18 protein-coding genes and 1 pseudogene are annotated in these 15482 nt (G+C 60.6%); 16 read left to right on the forward strand and 3 right to left on the reverse strand.

Annotation, left to right across the window (positions count from 1 at the left end; genetic code table 11):
* Positions 1–221 precede the first annotated feature (221 nt).
* Together FN835_RS14525 and FN835_RS14530 are read left to right on the forward strand one after the other, a co-directional pair.
* Positions 222–449, forward strand: a complete 228-nt coding sequence (locus FN835_RS14525; RefSeq protein WP_142663949.1) for an AbrB/MazE/SpoVT family DNA-binding domain-containing protein — start codon at positions 222–224, stop codon at positions 447–449.
* Positions 439–840, forward strand: coding sequence for a PIN domain-containing protein (locus FN835_RS14530; protein ID WP_142663950.1), 402 nt, complete (start codon positions 439–441; stop codon positions 838–840). Before FN835_RS14525 ends, FN835_RS14530 begins: the two co-directional genes overlap by 11 nt.
* 64 nt (positions 841–904) lie before the next feature.
* On the opposite strand, the pseudogene FN835_RS21625 reads toward FN835_RS14530, so the two are convergent.
* Positions 905–1141: pseudogene (locus FN835_RS21625) on the reverse strand (tRNA 2-selenouridine(34) synthase MnmH); the annotation flags it as partial.
* Between the two features lie 681 nt (positions 1142–1822).
* Here FN835_RS21625 and FN835_RS21285 point away from each other — a divergent pair.
* The 11 genes from FN835_RS21285 (at position 1823) to FN835_RS14580 (ending at position 12643) form a co-directional block, all read left to right on the forward strand.
* Entirely contained in the window at positions 1823–1981 is a 159-nt protein-coding gene (locus tag FN835_RS21285; RefSeq protein WP_185958689.1) for a hypothetical protein, read from the forward strand.
* Positions 1982–2037: 56 nt separating this feature from the next.
* A complete protein-coding gene (locus FN835_RS14535) occupies positions 2038–2988 on the forward strand; it encodes a hypothetical protein (RefSeq protein WP_142663951.1) in 951 nt (316 codons plus the stop codon).
* Positions 2988–4292 carry an HlyD family secretion protein gene (locus FN835_RS14540; RefSeq protein ID WP_142663952.1) on the forward strand — a complete coding sequence of 435 codons (1305 nt, stop codon included), beginning with the start codon at positions 2988–2990 and terminating at the stop codon, positions 4290–4292. The genes FN835_RS14535 and FN835_RS14540 overlap by 1 nt, the downstream gene beginning before the upstream one ends.
* On the forward strand, positions 4289–6499 hold the full coding sequence (locus tag FN835_RS14545; RefSeq protein ID WP_142663953.1) for a peptidase domain-containing ABC transporter: 2211 nt from the start codon (positions 4289–4291) through the stop codon (positions 6497–6499). The genes FN835_RS14540 and FN835_RS14545 overlap by 4 nt, the downstream gene beginning before the upstream one ends.
* Positions 6411–7988 (forward strand): sensor histidine kinase, encoded by a 1578-nt coding sequence (locus FN835_RS14550; protein WP_142663954.1) that lies wholly within the window; start codon positions 6411–6413, stop codon positions 7986–7988. Before FN835_RS14545 ends, FN835_RS14550 begins: the two co-directional genes overlap by 89 nt.
* Positions 7989–7996: 8 nt before the next feature.
* Positions 7997–8671 (forward strand): response regulator transcription factor, encoded by a 675-nt coding sequence (locus tag FN835_RS14555; protein WP_221930436.1) that lies wholly within the window; start codon positions 7997–7999, stop codon positions 8669–8671.
* A 76-nt stretch (positions 8672–8747) separates the two neighbouring features.
* On the forward strand, positions 8748–9245 hold the full coding sequence (locus FN835_RS14560; protein ID WP_142663956.1) for an HTTM domain-containing protein: 498 nt from the start codon (positions 8748–8750) through the stop codon (positions 9243–9245).
* Positions 9246–9576: 331 nt separating this feature from the next.
* Entirely contained in the window at positions 9577–10050 is a 474-nt protein-coding gene (locus FN835_RS14565; protein WP_142663957.1) for a carboxymuconolactone decarboxylase family protein, read from the forward strand.
* Complete coding sequence (locus tag FN835_RS14570) at positions 10040–10891, forward strand: sigma-70 family RNA polymerase sigma factor (protein ID WP_142663958.1); 852 nt, start codon at positions 10040–10042, stop codon at positions 10889–10891. The genes FN835_RS14565 and FN835_RS14570 overlap by 11 nt, the downstream gene beginning before the upstream one ends.
* Before the next feature lie 532 nt (positions 10892–11423).
* Positions 11424–11819 carry a DUF3768 domain-containing protein gene (locus FN835_RS21290; protein WP_185958690.1) on the forward strand — a complete coding sequence of 132 codons (396 nt, stop codon included), beginning with the start codon at positions 11424–11426 and terminating at the stop codon, positions 11817–11819.
* Between the two features lie 629 nt (positions 11820–12448).
* Positions 12449–12643 (forward strand): DUF1127 domain-containing protein, encoded by a 195-nt coding sequence (locus tag FN835_RS14580; protein WP_142663960.1) that lies wholly within the window; start codon positions 12449–12451, stop codon positions 12641–12643.
* Positions 12644–12987: 344 nt separating this feature from the next.
* Here FN835_RS14580 and FN835_RS21295 read toward each other — a convergent pair whose 3' ends face one another.
* Positions 12988–13164, reverse strand: a complete 177-nt coding sequence (locus FN835_RS21295) for a hypothetical protein (RefSeq protein ID WP_185958691.1) — start codon at positions 13162–13164, stop codon at positions 12988–12990.
* Positions 13165–13790: 626 nt separating this feature from the next.
* On the opposite strand from FN835_RS21295, the gene FN835_RS21845 reads away from it, so the two are divergent.
* From FN835_RS21845 to FN835_RS14590, 3 genes are all read left to right on the forward strand, one after another.
* Positions 13791–13940, forward strand: coding sequence for a hypothetical protein (locus tag FN835_RS21845; RefSeq protein WP_342778598.1), 150 nt, complete (start codon positions 13791–13793; stop codon positions 13938–13940).
* 5 nt (positions 13941–13945) lie between these two features.
* Positions 13946–14101, forward strand: a complete 156-nt coding sequence (locus FN835_RS21850) for an H-NS histone family protein (protein ID WP_342778599.1) — start codon at positions 13946–13948, stop codon at positions 14099–14101.
* A 153-nt stretch (positions 14102–14254) separates the two neighbouring features.
* Entirely contained in the window at positions 14255–14461 is a 207-nt protein-coding gene (locus tag FN835_RS14590) for a cold-shock protein (RefSeq protein WP_142663961.1), read from the forward strand.
* A gap of 101 nt (positions 14462–14562) precedes the next feature.
* On the opposite strand, the gene FN835_RS14595 is transcribed toward FN835_RS14590, so the two are convergent.
* A complete protein-coding gene (locus tag FN835_RS14595; protein WP_142663962.1) occupies positions 14563–15069 on the reverse strand; it encodes a DUF892 family protein in 507 nt (168 codons plus the stop codon).
* Positions 15070–15482 lie beyond the last annotated feature (413 nt).

Consider the following 15482-nt stretch of genomic DNA (forward strand, 5'->3'; position numbering starts at 1 on the left):
CATTTTCATCGTTTGGGCGCATCGGGTATCCGATCAGCCCTGCCGTAGTGTAGTTGGACGTCATCCTGCTGTCGTGCCGATATCTTGGCCTTTACGTGCTGACCTTGCTTGTCGCGGCTCTCCATCGGTGTGGGGCGCGGCGCTAAGCAACTCCGCAACTTGATGCTCAGCAGCCCGAATGATATACATTATTAGATAGTATATCCTCTGGGGATCCGAACATGCATGTTGCAAAATGGGGAAATTCGCTCGCCGTCAGACTGCCTGCCGACTTGGTCCGCGAACTGGGTTTGAAGGCAGGCGACGAAATCCGGCTTGAGCGCGCAAACGGCGGTTTGGCTGTTCGCCGTCAACCTTCTGCTTCTGAGATTCTCGCCGACTTGGCGCGGTTCCGCGGTCGCTTACCCGCTTCGGAAAGGCTGCAACGCGAAGACGCGAATGCCCGCTAATTTCTTAGATACGAATGTCGTACTTTACATGCTCGACGATGGCCCAAAAGCCGAGGTTGCTGCAGGGCTGCTAGCAAACGGGAATATTATCAGCACACAAGTCCTGAACGAGGCTCTGGTTAATTGCATCCGCAAGGCTGAAATGACGTGGCAAGAGGCAGGCAGCTTTCTGGCCGGGTTGCGCGAGCTTTGCCATGTCGTCGATCTGACGACACACGTCCACGATGTCGGACGCGCTTTGGGTGAGCGATACGGTTTCTCTGTCTACGACGCGATGATAGTCGCAGCGGCGCTGACCCACAGCTGCGACACGCTCTACTCCGAAGACATGCATGACGGCATGCTGGTGGAAGGGCGGCTTCGGATCATTAACCCATTTCGCGTTGAATGAGTTCTCATGAGGACAGCGATCACGTCAGGCCAGACGTCGGACTATCTCGGCTTTGATCTGGCCCTTCCAGATGTTTCGCGGCATTGCGAGACATGAGCGCCGTGTCGATCTTGCGGGCGGAAAACGGCGCAACCTGCTTATAAATCGTGCCGACGCGCACACGTTCGGAATCGTCCAGCACAGGCAGGCTGATCCCGCCCGGCTAGTGGTCGTCGGCATATTCCGAAGGCGCACGCAAATCGATGATATCGTCGAACCGATGCGTCGAAAGCTCGGTCAGTAATGAAAGCGTGAGGGGCATGCTACCGATCGGTAGAGCAAGCTTGCAAGCCTAGGAAGGCCTCACCCCTTTAAGCTTATAGGCTTGATATAAAAGAATAATTTAAATGTCTGCTTTCGAACTCAGCAGATCTCGAATAGTATTCGCAGGTCGGAGCGAGGGCGCGCATTGATCCGCATAGCTGCCAGTTTCAACTTCCTCGATGAACTCTTGCCGTCAGCCTCAATCCCGAACGGGCTGACAGCTCAGCGAAGCTCCATGACTTGCCCGCCTCACGCCCGATTGCTCAGCGTGCTTCACAATGCTTGCAAGCCCTTTTCCTCGACCAGATCGAACCAGGCTCGCTCCCGCTGATCGGCCTCAGGGACGACTTCAAGCAACCGGGTCACGTCTCGGTGGAAATCAACAAGCCTATTCGATCCGGCTTTGAAATGAGCTGCATTCCTACCGGCTGCATTCTTCCACGTCTCCTTAGCAGCTTTGCGTCTCGTCGGGACTGCATCGCCCGACCATCAAGCAACTCTGGAATCAAGGGTCGCTCGTCTTCAACTGGGCTCAAAAGTTAATGCCCGGATAGAGCAAGATTAGAATTCGCGAAGAAACCAGGCTGTTTCGGCATCGGTCATTGGCCTCTCGACTATGTTCCGGTTTCGTGAGTGGGCAAGGCAGAAAGCCTGCTTGGAAACTCATAGGAGAGAACCGATGCGTGATCTGAAAGAACTGGAACTGGAACAGGTTTACGGTGCTGGCGGCAAAGGTCGTCCGAAGAAGAAAGCACAGCCGAAGCGCCGCCCGAAGAATGGCAGCAACAGCAACAGCGGCGCGTCGCGCAGCAATGGTCGCAGCCGCAGTAACAGCTGATAGGCGCATTCTTCCCGGGGCCAAAGCCGGCCTCGGGAAGCTTTTCGGAGAGACCCATGCCGTTCGAGTTCGCCGATCCCATGCCGCAGCTACAGGCAGATAGCGCCGCCAAAGATGAGCTGTGGTTGCTGGGTCAGCCGCCGCTCAGCGATTATCTGGCTGTGGTCACCCGCGACACCGTTGGCACCGCACCGCGCCGCGCGGATATTATCGCTGAATGGCGCAAGGCGAACGACCATCTGGGCGACCTTGAGAAGCGCGAGGCGGGACTGGCCGACCGCATCCGCTGCAGGAAACTGCCCAAGGACGTGCGCCCGCTTGCGCAGGAGTTGCGGCAACAGGATATCTTTCGCGACACATTCGACCGCGTTGAGACTTCCATCGAGATGGTCGAACTGGACCGGATCGTCGCCAGTCAGCGCCACGTCACGCTGCCCTTTGTGCAATCGTTGGCGGCAAGGCTGGACCCTGCAATGTCCGGTGGGGATCTGTTCCGCTTTTGCCAGCCGCTGGAACGGCGTGATGCGGCGGTGGAATGCCGCAAAGTGGGACGCGACCGCTATGCCTTCGTGTCGGATTCCAACGATCTGCGCTATCATGAAACGATGCTGCTGCGCGCCGATCAGGTCAGCGGCCTGCACAAGACCGGCCCGGTTGCAGGCGTGGTCGGCATCATTGTCGGGCATGGCTCGAACTTTCTCAGCGGGATCCGCTGGGGCAAGCGGATCGTGCTGCATAACGGCTATCATCGTGCGACGGCGCTTCGCATGGCCGGGTTCACCCATGCGCCCATCATCGTGCAGACCGTCTCACGCCGCGATGAACTGGATACGGTCGCGGCCAGCGCCGTAGTCGATGATCCGGCTTTTTACTTCCGCGCCAACCGTCCGCCGATGCTAAAGGATTTCTTTGACGAGCGGCTTAGTGTCGTGCTGCCCGTGCGCCGCAAGCGCAAGATGATCGAGGTCAGCTATACGATCACCGAGATCGACATAGACGACTTGTGATGCGCGACTCGCCCCTGTTTCGTCCTGAAGCGTTGGCCGAGCAGCAGGATCGCTGGCTGGGCACGGTCCTGCTGGTGCCGCGTCTGTCGCAAAGCGTGATGACCTTGTTTGCCGGGTTGATCGTGGCCGGGGTCATCGCTCTGATTGCATTTGGCGAATACACCCGTAAGGTCCGGCTTTCCGGCTGGCTGTCACCTCAGCAGGGGTTGCTGCAAGTGGTCGCCCCGCAGAAAGGCGTTCTGGCGCAGGTCACCGTCCGCGAGGGGCAAGAGGTCGAGCGGGGCGACGTTCTGGCCGTGCTGTCGGGCGAACATCGCAGTGGCAGCGGAGAAACCCGGCAAGAGGTTCTGCGCGCACTTGGCGCGCGGCGCGACAGTCTGTCTGCGGAACGGGATAGTCACCGCGGGCTGTTCTCGCGTCAGGCGGAATCGCAGACCGCGCGATTGGCAGTCATAGAGGCCGAAGCTGCCAGCCTTGATGCGGAATTTGCGTTGCAGCGCGGACGCGTGGCTTTGGCCGAACGGGCGGCTGCGCGACTGCGCGATCTGCGCGAAAGGGGTTTGGCGACGCTTGACGATCTGCATCGGGCCGAGGAATCCGCATCTGATCAGGCCCTGTCCCTGCAAGTGCTTGAACGAACCCGCGCGACCGTGAACCGTATGCGGGTGGAGCTGGAAAGCGAAATCGCCGAGCGGCCGCTGCGCGAAGAGCTGCAACTGGCCGAGAATGACCGCGCCATCGCCCAGATCGATCAGGAATTGGCCGAGGCCGAGGCCGCGCGTGAAACGGTCGTCACCGCTTCGCGCCCCGGCACCATTACCGCCTTGCGTGCCACACCCGGCGACGCGGTCGAGCCATCGGCGGCGCTGATGACGCTGATCCCGGCGGAAACTGTGTTGCAGGCGCAGATCTATGGCCGAAGCCGCGATATCGGTTTCGTGGAGCCGGGTCAGCAGGTGCTGGTCCGCTATGACGCCTATCCGCACCAGAAATTCGGCCAGTATCGCGGCACCGTCCGCGACGTGTCGCGTGCGACCGTCGGCCCGGGCGAGTTGGCCGAGGCATCGGGCATTCTGGCCACGCTGGCCAATCTGGGTGAGGCCGGCCAACCCGCTTACCGCATCACGGTCGATCTGGATGCCCAAAGCGCGACGGCCTATGGCCGCGCCGTTCGCCTGCAACCCGGCATGACACTGCAGGCCGATGTTCAGATCGAAACGCGCAAGCTGTGGCAATGGGTGATGGACCCGTTGTATTCGCTGCGTGGTAGCGCGGAAACCAAGCCCGCCCAAGGCGCATCATGAGCGTGACATCAAACCTGCAACTGGGCATCACCCGCAAGCTTCCCGTGATCCTGCAGACCGAGGCAGCCGAATGTGGCCTTGCATCGCTGGCCATGGTGGCGGGATTTCATCGCCGCGCGACCGATCCGGCGGAATTGCGGCGACGCTTTGGCTTTTCGCTGAAGGGTGCGACGCTGAAGGATGTCATCACCGTCGCCGACCATATCGGCCTGGCATCGCGTCCGTTGCGGCTGGAACTGGACGAACTGCACCTGCTGCGCACGCCCGCGATCCTGCACTGGGATCTGAACCACTTTGTCGTGCTGAAATCGGTGGGGCGCGGCCATATCACCATTCACGACCCCGCCGACGGCGTCCGGCGCCTGCCGATGGCCGAGGTTTCGCGCCATTTCACCGGCGTGGCACTGGAACTGACGCCGACGGGCGGGTTTGAACCTGCCGAGGCGCCGCCACGTATCCGTCTGCTTGCATTGCTGGGTCAGATCACCGGGCTGCGCCGCGCGCTTGGACATCTGCTGATGTTGGCGCTGGTGATCGAGGTCTTTGCCCTGATCGCGCCGCTGTTTCTAAGCATGACGATAGACAATGCCATCGTGTCCGCGGATCGCAGCTTGCTGGTCACGCTGGCCATGTCCTTTGGCTTGCTGCTACTGCTGCAAACCGGCGTGACGGCGCTGCGTGGCTGGATGCTGATCACCCTTGGCGCGTCATTGAAGGTGCAGGCGCGCACGAACCTGTTCAGCCACCTGCTGAACCTGCCCGCGACCTATTTCGAAACGCGGCACGTCGCCGATATCATGTCGCGATTTGAATCGCAGGACACCATCTTGCAGACGCTGACCCGCGATCTGGTGGTGGCGATCCTTGACGGGCTGACCTGCGTGCTGACATTGGTCCTGATGTTCGTGCTGGCCCCCATGCTGGCGCTGGTCGCCCTGGTTGGCGCCGTGCTTTACGGGCTGCTACGCTGGGCATCTTATGCCCCGCTGCGTCAGGCCTCGTCCGAGGCGATCATCTGGCAGGCCCGCCGCGACAGCCATTTTCTGGAAAGCCTGCGCGGGATGAAGACCATCAAGCTGATGGGCGGGCAAAACGACCGCCGCGCGCGATGGCTGAACCTGCTGATCGAGACCGTGAACCGCCAGTTGATCACTCAAAGGCTGGATCTGCTGTTCAAGACTGCCAACATGCTTCTGCTTGGTCTGTTGGCCATCGGCATCGTCTATCTGGCGGCGCGCATGATCTTGTCGAACACGTTCTCGGTCGGTCTGCTGGTCGCGTTTCTGGCCTATAAAGATCTGTTCCTGCGCCGGGTCAGCGGCCTGATCGACACCGTCGTTGATCTGCGGATGCTTGGCCTGCATGCCGAGCGTCTGGCCGATATCGCCCTGACCGCGCCGGAACCGCGCAGCGATCCGCGCCCGGCCAAGCCCATCGCCCCCGTCGCGATCGAACTGCGCGACGTTTCCTTTCGGTATAGCCCCAACGACCCGCTGATCCTGCGCAACATCTCGACCCGGATCGACGCTGGCGAATGGGTCTCGCTCGTCGGGCCATCGGGATGCGGCAAGACCACGTTGCTGAAACTGATGGCGGGCCTTTTGGAGCCGACCGAAGGCAGGATCCTGATCGACGGCGAACCGATGGCCCGGCTTGGCCCCGAACGCTGGCGCAGCATGATCGGCGTCGTGATGCAGGACGACACCTTGTTCGCAGGATCGATCGCTGACAACATCGCATTTTTCGCAGCCAATCCCGATCAGGAACGCATTGAGGAATGTGCCCGGCTGGCAGCGGTTCATGGCGACATCACCGCAATGCCCATGGGTTACGGCACGCTGATCGGCGATATGGGCACGGTGCTGTCGGGTGGTCAAAAGCAGCGCATCCTGCTGGCTCGTGCCATCTATCGCGCGCCGGGTTTGCTGCTGCTGGACGAAGCGACCAGCCATCTGGACGTCGCGCGCGAAACTGCGGTCAATACTGCCCTTGCCCGGTTGGCGCCCACCCGTATCGTCATCGCACACCGACCGGAAACCATCCGTGCCTCTCGTCGTATCATTACGCTTGGCCAGGGACGGATCCAGCACGACCAGATCCAGGAAAGACCGCAAGCCCATGACGATCCGCCTGAAAATCATCAGCTTCCAGATTCTGGTCACCACGATGCTGCTCAGCGTGGCGGCCGTGACATGGCATTACGTTGACAGGATCGACTATTACTTCGACCGTAACCGTCTTGCGGGTGAGCAGTTGGACAGCGTTATCCGCATGTCAGCGGCCATGAACCGCTACTCGGAAAATGTGGCGGAGCTGCTGCTGATGGGCCGGACTGAATTGAATGATTTCAACGAGGCCCGCGACAGTCTGGAGAGCAGTCTTGATCGACTGGACACGCTGATTCGCGACGAAATGGAAATCATCACATCGCCCGAGGATCGCGAGAGCGAGCAGATCGAACTGGAACGCGTCGCGGTGATGCGGTCACTCTATGAGGATATCGACAGGCGCACACAATATTTGCTGATGCTGCGCGATCAGGGGCGTCTGGACGAGGCGATCCAGATATTCCGCGAGGAAATCGAAGACAGTCTGGACACCACGCTTGAAGTTCACATCAACGACGCCATCACCGACGAGGAGGCCGAATTGCGGCTGTATCAAAGCCGCACGAACCGCTTGGAACGAGAGCTGGAATGGATCATCAGCATCGTGACGGCCTCTGCTTTCATCATCTCGGCCATTGGTGCGCTGCTGCTGGCACGATCCTTGACCCGACCCATCGCGGCGCTTGAGGCCGCAACCCGCGAGATAGGCGATGGCAATCTGGCGCATCGACTTGATTATCGCGTGGGTGACGAATTCGGCAGCCTCGCCGCACAGATCAACAATGCCGCCAGCCGGCTCGAAGCGCAGCGGTCATCCTTGCTGGAAATTCAGGCGGGGCTGGAAAACGAGGTCTCGCGCCGCACGGGGCAGTTGGAGGAGGCGAACCACCGCCTGCAGAAGCTGGACCATATGCGGATGCTGTTTCTGGCCGATATCGGCCACGAATTGCGCACCCCCCTGACGGTTCTGCGCGGTGAGGCGGAAATCGCCCTGCGGGGAGGCTGTCGCACGGTCGAGGAACATCGCGACACGCTGGACCGCATTGTGCATCTGAGTGCGCAGATGACCCGGCTGGTCGAGGATCTGCTGTTTCTGGCCCGTGCCGAGGTCGATGCGATCCGCTTTGATATGCAGCCGCTGGATCTGCGCGACTTGTTGGAAATTGCTATGTCCGATGCTGCCGTTCTGGCGAAAGACAGCGGCGTGCAGCTTGAAGCCCAAGTTGTGCAAGAGCGCATCCTGGTCAACGCCGATGCGGGACGGCTGACGCAGGCCATGTTGATTGCGCTGGACAATGCCATCAAATATGCCGATCCCGACTCGACGGTGCATGTGGCGCTGACCACCATGCAAAACAATGCTCTGTTCGTCGTCAGAAACCTCGGCCCTGAAATCCCAGCGGCAGAATTGCCGTTTGTCTTCAGCCGCTTTTATCGTGCCCGCCAAACGATGTCGGGCGCACAATCGGGCAGCGGGCTGGGTCTGTCGATTGCGAAATGGATCGTCGAGGGCCATGGCGGCCGTGTCGCGATTTCAAGCGGCGATCACATGACCGAATTGCGTATCCAAGTTCCTGTATCATCATGAGTCCACCGTTGGCCAAAATCCTGCTCGTCGAAGACGACCCCCGCATCGCCAGTTTCGTCAACCGAGGCCTGAAGGCCGAGGGGCACACATTGGACATCGCCGGCGATGGTGCCAGCGCGATGGCGATGATGCGCAAATCCGACTATCCGCTGGTGATCCTCGACCGAATGTTGCCAGATTTCGATGGTGTGACGATCTGCCGTCAGATGCGGACCGAGGCGATCGCATCGCGTGTGCTGATGCTGACCGCGCGCGACGATCTGGGTGACAAGATCGAGGGGTTGAACGCGGGCGCCGACGATTACCTGACCAAGCCCTTTGCGTTTGACGAACTAGTCGCACGGGTCGAGGCGTTGCTGCGCCGTGCCCCCGATATCCGCTTCGATCCGGTATTGCAGGTGGACAATCTGGTGCTGGATCCAACGACACGTCAGGTCACCCGAGGCGGCCGAAACATTGACCTGACGCCAAAGGAGTTCGCGCTGCTACGCTATCTGATGGAGCATAGCGGTGCGGTGCTCAGCCGGACCCAGATCCTGAACAACAATTGGGGTTACGGCTTCGATACCGGTTCGAAAATCGTCGATGTTTATATCCGTTATCTGCGCGCCAAGATCGACGACACCGCAGAGACACCTTTGATCCACACCGTGCGCGGCGCGGGCTATCGCATCGGAAACTGACCGGTTTGGCGATAACGCAGGAATAACCCGCAGGAGTGATGCGTATCCATCAGGCAAGCCCTGAAAGGACACGACCATGCTCGCCCATCCTGTGACAAAGGCTACGGCTCGACCAGGCTTTGCCCATGCGCTGGCCTCGTTCCGCATCTGCTTTGGAGTGCTGGTGATGTGGGAATGCTGGCGGTTTATCCGTGAAGACCGGGTTTGGCGCAACTGGATCGCGCCGGATGCCTACATTTCCCATCCTGGCCCCGCGTGGGTCAGCCCCTTGCCCGAAGCTTGGCTGGAACTGGCTTGGCTTGGGATGGGCGTGGCCGGGCTATTCGTAATGCTGGCCCTGTTCTACCGAGCTGCAATCATCGCTTTGGTGCTGATCGTTGGCTATTTCCTCTTGCTGGATGCGACCGAGCCTATGAACCGTCTCCGTCTAATCCTGTTCTTTGCGCCGATACTGGGTGTCCTGCCAACTGCACAGATCTTGTCGCTGGATGCCAAAGGACCCACCAAGTCGATCCGCCCATCTTCTAAACGGCATTCTTCAAATGCTTCCGACAACATCACCGTGCCGCATTGATCTGAGCGTAATCAGCTTGGTTAAACCGCCTTGCGAGCGACATTCGGAGTAGAGCTCGGCCTCGTCCGAGGCTGGTGCTCAGATCGGCTGCGGATAGCACGGCGCCGCAGTGCCGGCTACAAGTGGGATATAGCGGACTCTGTTGGTCCTTCTGATCCAGAACTACAGACGCTTCGTCAGAGACCTGATTTGGTCACCGATCACACATCGGCGCCAATCAATGAAAGATCGCCATAATTGTATCGGCTATCCGTGAGTTTTTTTGCCGGCTCATGTCACATCCGGCTTTCCGGCCTCGTCATATCGGTGTCAGATGCAAAAGGAGACCGCCATGACACCCCGCATGACCGATCACATGAAGCGCGCCAAGGCCGGGTTCGAGCCGATGTTCGCCGTCGAGACCGCCATTCAGGGCAGCACGCTGGAGCCGATGCTGATCCATCTGGTCAAGCTGCGCGCCAGCCAGATCAACGGCTGCGCCTTCTGCCTGCAGATGCATGTGGCCGAGGCGCTGAAGGACGGCGAAACGCCGTTGCGCCTGCACATGCTGCCCGCTTGGCGCGAAAGTGGCCTTTATTCCGAACGCGAACGCGCAGCACTGGCCTGGACCGAGGCGCTGACCCTGCTGCCCCAGACCGCCGCGCCCGATGCGGATTGGAACGCTGTCGAGGCTGCGTTCGACGCCGATGAACGTGCGTGGCTGACTCTGTCGATCGCCGCGATCAACCTGTGGAACCGCGTGCAGGCCGGCTTGCGCGTTCCGCACGCGACCACCCTGCCGACAGTGCAGGCGCATGCAGCCTGATCCGGGCGCCATCTTCGAGGAGCAGCGGCCCCGGCTGCTGCGCCTTGCCTATCGCATGCTGGGCAGCCATGCCGAAGCCGAGGACATGGTGCAGGAAGCTTTCCTGCGCTGGCACAAGGCAGAAGGCGTCGAGGTTCCCGCGGCCTGGTTGACCCGCACCGTCTCGCGCCTCTGCCTCGATCAGATGAAATCGGCGCGGACCCGGCGCGAAACCTATCCAGGCACCTGGCTGCCAGAGCCGCTGATCGAGGTCGAGGACGACGCCCTGCGCCCTGACAACCTGACGCTGTCGCTGATGATGGCGCTGGAGCGGCTCTCGCCGCTGGAGCGCGCGGCCTTTCTGCTGCACGATGTCTTTGGCCAGCCGCTGGACGAGGTGGCGCAGATCGTCGATCGCAGCCCTGCCGCCACACGCCAGCTGGCCAGCCGTGCGCGCGCGCATGTGCAGGTCGACCGGCCTCGCTACGAGGTGACCCGCGACACCGGCGATGCCCTTGCACGCGCCTTTTTCGACGCGTGCCGGTCGGGTGATGCGACGGTGCTTGGCGCCATGCTGGCCGAAGGTGCGACACTGCATTCCGATGGCGGCGGCAAGGTGTCGTCCTATCCGAACGTGATTGAGGGCGCCGAAAACCTCGTGCGGCTGTTCCTTGGCCTTCAGCGCAAATTCGGCGAGCAGATGCAGTTCCTGGGTGCCACGATCATCGACGGCCTGCCAGGGTTTGTCAGCCGCGTCGATGGCAACCTGCAGACGACCGCTCTGGAAATCGCCGACGGTCGCATCACGGCGCTCTATATCACGCGCAATCCCGACAAGCTGTCGGGCGTCATCCGCCACTAACCTGCCCCCCTCCCGGAACAGGACGCTTCTGGGCTGTCCATTCCCCATGTTCGGAGACAGTCATGAAATCCGCTCTTTTGCTGAACGCAAGTCCCATGGGCGACAAGGCCCGCGCCAGCCAGCGTTCACGGGACTTGGTGAACATAGAGAGCCGCGCTTTGCGCGTCCCGTGTCACAGCAAATGCCGTTGCCGTGGATCGACCGGGCATGGGCCCGGCTCACCCCGGCGCCGCAGTCTTTTCCGATCACATGTCGTCCGCCTCGCATCCGCCGTCCGGTCGGATCAATGGGCGAGCGCCGCGCAGGCGCGTCGTCTGCGGCCGGGCCCGTGTCCTCGCTTTGCTGCGGGCCGCGCCAGCCCGGCCTCCGACCCATGACCGCCCGGCCTGCCGCCACGGGCAGGGCGGTGCCCTTCCCGTTCTGCCCTCTGGAAAACACCGGGGTTTTCCAGAGGGCAGACGGAAAGGCCTCGGCCCAAGCGGACGAGGGGCACCGGGGCCCAGTGCCGTGCCCAGATTGGAAAGGATATTTAATGTCAGAGCTTCAAGCTGCCTTCGGATCGGATTCCGCCACCACGGCCCGCATTGCCGCGCAAAATGACAGTTTTCGTCGCCCGCTTGGCTGTGCCGCCATGTGGGAGGGCCAGCTTTTGCGCGGACGCGCCGTCAGCACACCGGGTTTCCGCGAATTTACGGAGACCGAGCAGAGCGCGCTTATCCGGGGCGTCATCGGGTTCGAGGCCTTTGACGAAGGCAATGACCCATGGGGTCTGCATGACTTCGGCATCGTGGCCGCAGGCGATGCGCGCATCTTCTGGAAGATGGATCTTTACGATCCCGATTACTGTTTCTGCGTCGATCACGAAGCCGCCGCCCATCCCAGGCAAGTGCGCCGGGTGCTGACGCTTTATCTGCCCTTGGAACACTGATCCCGGCATCGGCCCGCCTGTCTCCCGTATCGGGCAGGGCCGACCCGCCGCTGCGCGCGCCACCACCGCCCCGCGCGGCCATTGGCAAGCCGATCCATTCCGCAAGAAATTCTGAACCTGCGCCGGGCCTAGGCCTGGGTGCTGATCAGGAAGGGTGGCCTCTCCGCCAAGATTGCCCGTCGCTTCCCGAGGCAACACGCGATCCATTGACCGCCTCGGTGCCGCCCCACGGGGCGGGAACTCAGAAACTTAAGCGAGATCGCCGGAGCGATCAACCGACCACTCCAGCTTGAGGGCAGAGCCTATCCAAGGCTTCGCAACGCTTGCCGCGACCCCCTGGGATGGCGTCCGATCCGTGCCGGGGGCCGCTCCGTGAAGTGTCAGAACGGATTGGCAGGGATTATCGCGGGCGGGTGCCAAACGCGACCCGGCTCAGGAAAGGCAGCTGGAAATACCAGAGGGCAGTGTCTGGCAGTCCGCAGTTGCTCTGGTTTGTGCTCACGCTGCGGCGCAGGGAATGCATAGCGGCTTTGCCAGTTTTCGCAGTGCTCGTCGGCGATTGCCCAAACTATATCCGTCTTGTCCGAAACATGCCCGTTGAATGGGCGAGATGAAAACAAGGTGTTGATATGTCCGTCGTCGAACTGAGCCGTTACAAAGCTGCTGCTGGTTTTGGTCTGGTTTTTGAGCGTATTGCTGCGATGGTCATCGCCTGGAACGAAGCCCGCATCACGCGCCGCGAATTGAGCCTGCTGACCGATCGCGAACTTACCGATATCGGTGTGAGCCGTGGCGATATTGAACGTATCGCCCGCGGCGCCTGAGCGCTGTCTCGCCAAGGGCACTACACCGCGATTACATAACCCCGCTGCCAGGCAGCGGGGTTTTTTGTTGGTGGGGGATAGTTTCGGCACATGCTTGAGGCGAGATCCCCTGCGTTGCTTTTATCAGCTGCTGTCGCTTCCCCCAGAAGGAGGAGCATTGACATTGACGATATGAGCCGAGGACAGCAGCGCTTCGAGATAGGTAATACGGTTCCTGAGCATCATCACGAGCGCAACAGAGTCCGAGGACGCAGATGTGGGAATAAGATGGATATTCATTTACACAGAATTCTGCATAAGCTCGAAGCTGCTCGTTCTACGTTGAAATTTCGTTTCTGAGGTATTCAGTTCAGGTTTGCATCGGGTGCGCGAATGGCAACCGCGGGTTCGGCAGCGAGTGTTTCGTATAGCGCCCGGTAATCTTTGTGATGCGAGTAGATCCGCAATGCTTCGAGAATGCGTTCCCAGTCGTCGGCGGCAATGGCCGGACGAAACTCAGCAAATTTTGTCGATACTTTCATCAGTCCCCCTTCATGCAGGAGGGGAATGCTTCGATCCGACGAGAAGTTCCGGTCTCACGAGGATCGATGCAAGAATGAGCTTGATGCACCCTGAGATGATGTGCACCGAACCTTGGCCGAGCCCAAGACATCACGGACCGTTGGGTTTGATCGCCGATCAGCTGAAGCTCAGTTGGTCTATCAGGATCATCCTGTCGTGGCTTTCCCGGCCCGATCACTGCTGACCTTTGGGCATACGCCTCACCTATCGAGCGGAAGTCCCTCGGCCCCGTGTCAGATAGTGCTGGCAGGTCGTCAAAAGACAATCTGGCGGCACCTTCCAGCGCCGCCCGATTGATGAACCAAAAAAACAGGATACGCTTTAAAACAGAAACGAAGCACTCATAACCACTGGATGCGGTTCTAAGGCATCGCGGCCCAATCAGAAAGCTGACCTTTTGGTCAATTGACGTCCGTCCTCCTGGGCTTATCGGCGACAATCCGCAAGTTTGCGTGAAACCGACCAAAAGAAACAGGGTGCATTTTCAGGAAAGCATTGCGGCAGGCGCGGGTTCTATTTACCACAATGCACATTCGGACTGCCGTTCCGACCGGAATACCAACCGCGATATAGGGACATGCCAGGTATGGATATCGATCTCGACGCTCTGAGCCTTAAGGAGTTGAAGGCGCTGAAGACCCAGGTGGATCGCGCCGTCGACGGTTTCGAGGCCAAGCAGAAGCAGAAGGCGCTGGACGCGCTCAAGGCCGCCGCCCAGAACATGGCTTCAGCCTGAAGGATTTGCTGGACGACAAGAGCATCAAAGGTGCGCCGGTTGCCGCAAAATACGCGCATCCGGAAAATCCCGATCAGACCTGGACTGGCCGCGGCCGCAAACCGCGCTGGGTGCAGGACGCACTTGATGAGGACAAGAAGCTGGAAGATCTCGCAATCTGATTTGCGAGTTTTGTAATAAGCATGATAGGTCGCGCTGAAAGCGCGGCCTTTTTCATGTCGCGCGCAAACATTTGCTGCATCGTGCATTCGGTATTTGTCTCGGTACCGGATTCATGCAAGGCAGGTGTCGGAATTTGCCAGATGGAGAATGATATGGCGACCGGCACGGTAAAATGGTTCAACAGCGACAAAGGTTACGGCTTCATCCAGCCCGATGCCGGCGGCGGCGATGTCTTCGTACATATCTCTGCTGTGGAACGCGCCGGACTGCGTGGCCTGTCCGATGGGCAGAAGATTTCCTACGAGGTCGAGCGTGCCCGCAACGGCAAGGACAGTGCAGTCGATCTCAAGGCGCTTTGAGGCCGTTATTTCGCAGCATTTGCCTCTCTGCGCGATCCGGAAACCAAAAGGCCGCCCATCGGGCGGCCTTTTCGATGCAAGGGCCCACCGGGGATCCCGGGCTATTCGGCAGGCTCCATGGCGGCTGCGTTGATCTTACCCTCGGCAAGTCTGGTCATGCGCTGATCACCCTCCCAGGTGTGGTCAAGCTCTTGCTGCAGGCGTGCCCCCTGATCATCCCGGCCGAGCCGGTTGGCAAAGCTGCGCACGCAACCATACCCCGCGATCGCATAATGGGCCATGTGCTGGTATTGCGTGATGATCGCCGCATCCCGAACATCGCCATCTGCAAAATCTGCGTCGAGCGCATGCTTGCGCGCCTCGGCAACGATGCCCTCCATGCCTTTGCAATGTTTGCCGCCGGGATCAATGCCGTTTTCGGCGCAGATGATCGCAAGTGTTTCCAGACCGCGCGAGATGCCGTTCTGCCCGGCGATCAGCGCGTCCGCCAGTTCGGAACTGGTCGCCACCTCGCGCAACTCGACCGTGACTGCCAGAGACTGGCCCAAAGCGGAGTGCAGATCTTTCAGCTCGTCCTGATACAGATCCTGAAGGTTCTTGATGGTCATCATCTTCTCCTTTTCGGTTCTCGTTCAGCCTTCTCAACGTGCCCGGTCCGGGCCTGTTCCGCTGTGATCTGACCCGGACATGCTAAGGCGCTGCCCGTGGGGTGAATTTTGCAGCCCGCGCCGGACGCGGGCCGGGTCCATCAAATGCCGTCGCCGGGGATCGACCGGGCAGGGGGCCCGGCTCACCCCGGCGCCGCAGTCTTTTCCGATCACATGTCGTCCGCCTCGCATCCGCCGTCCGGTCGGATCAAGGGGCAAGCGCCACGCAGGCGCGTCGTCTGCGGCCGGGCCCGTGTCCTCGCTTTGCTGCGGGCCGCACCAGCCCGGCCTCCGACCCATGACCGCCCGGCCTGCGGCCACGGGCAGGGCGGTGCCCTCCCCGTTCTGCCCTCCGGAAAACACCGGGGTTTTCC

Origin of the sequence: Paracoccus laeviglucosivorans, assembly GCF_900182695.1 — a bacterium.
Lineage (GTDB): Bacteria > Pseudomonadota > Alphaproteobacteria > Rhodobacterales > Rhodobacteraceae > Paracoccus > Paracoccus laeviglucosivorans.

Coding starts and splice junctions, on each gene's coding strand:
- FN835_RS14525 (WP_142663949.1), top strand. CDS start 222: ATGCATGTTGCAAAATGGGGAAATTCGCTCGCCGTCAGACTGCCTGCC.
- FN835_RS14530 (WP_142663950.1), top strand. CDS start 439: ATGCCCGCTAATTTCTTAGATACGAATGTCGTACTTTACATGCTCGAC.
- FN835_RS21285 (WP_185958689.1), top strand. CDS start 1,823: ATGCGTGATCTGAAAGAACTGGAACTGGAACAGGTTTACGGTGCTGGC.
- FN835_RS14535 (WP_142663951.1), top strand. CDS start 2,038: ATGCCGTTCGAGTTCGCCGATCCCATGCCGCAGCTACAGGCAGATAGC.
- FN835_RS14540 (WP_142663952.1), top strand. CDS start 2,988: ATGCGCGACTCGCCCCTGTTTCGTCCTGAAGCGTTGGCCGAGCAGCAG.
- FN835_RS14545 (WP_142663953.1), top strand. CDS start 4,289: ATGAGCGTGACATCAAACCTGCAACTGGGCATCACCCGCAAGCTTCCC.
- FN835_RS14550 (WP_142663954.1), top strand. CDS start 6,411: ATGACGATCCGCCTGAAAATCATCAGCTTCCAGATTCTGGTCACCACG.
- FN835_RS14560 (WP_142663956.1), top strand. CDS start 8,748: ATGCTCGCCCATCCTGTGACAAAGGCTACGGCTCGACCAGGCTTTGCC.
- FN835_RS14565 (WP_142663957.1), top strand. CDS start 9,577: ATGACACCCCGCATGACCGATCACATGAAGCGCGCCAAGGCCGGGTTC.
- FN835_RS14570 (WP_142663958.1), top strand. CDS start 10,040: ATGCAGCCTGATCCGGGCGCCATCTTCGAGGAGCAGCGGCCCCGGCTG.
- FN835_RS21290 (WP_185958690.1), top strand. CDS start 11,424: ATGTCAGAGCTTCAAGCTGCCTTCGGATCGGATTCCGCCACCACGGCC.
- FN835_RS14580 (WP_142663960.1), top strand. CDS start 12,449: ATGTCCGTCGTCGAACTGAGCCGTTACAAAGCTGCTGCTGGTTTTGGT.
- FN835_RS21295 (WP_185958691.1), bottom strand. CDS start 13,164: ATGAAAGTATCGACAAAATTTGCTGAGTTTCGTCCGGCCATTGCCGCC.
- FN835_RS21845 (WP_342778598.1), top strand. CDS start 13,791: ATGGATATCGATCTCGACGCTCTGAGCCTTAAGGAGTTGAAGGCGCTG.
- FN835_RS14590 (WP_142663961.1), top strand. CDS start 14,255: ATGGCGACCGGCACGGTAAAATGGTTCAACAGCGACAAAGGTTACGGC.
- FN835_RS14595 (WP_142663962.1), bottom strand. CDS start 15,069: ATGACCATCAAGAACCTTCAGGATCTGTATCAGGACGAGCTGAAAGAT.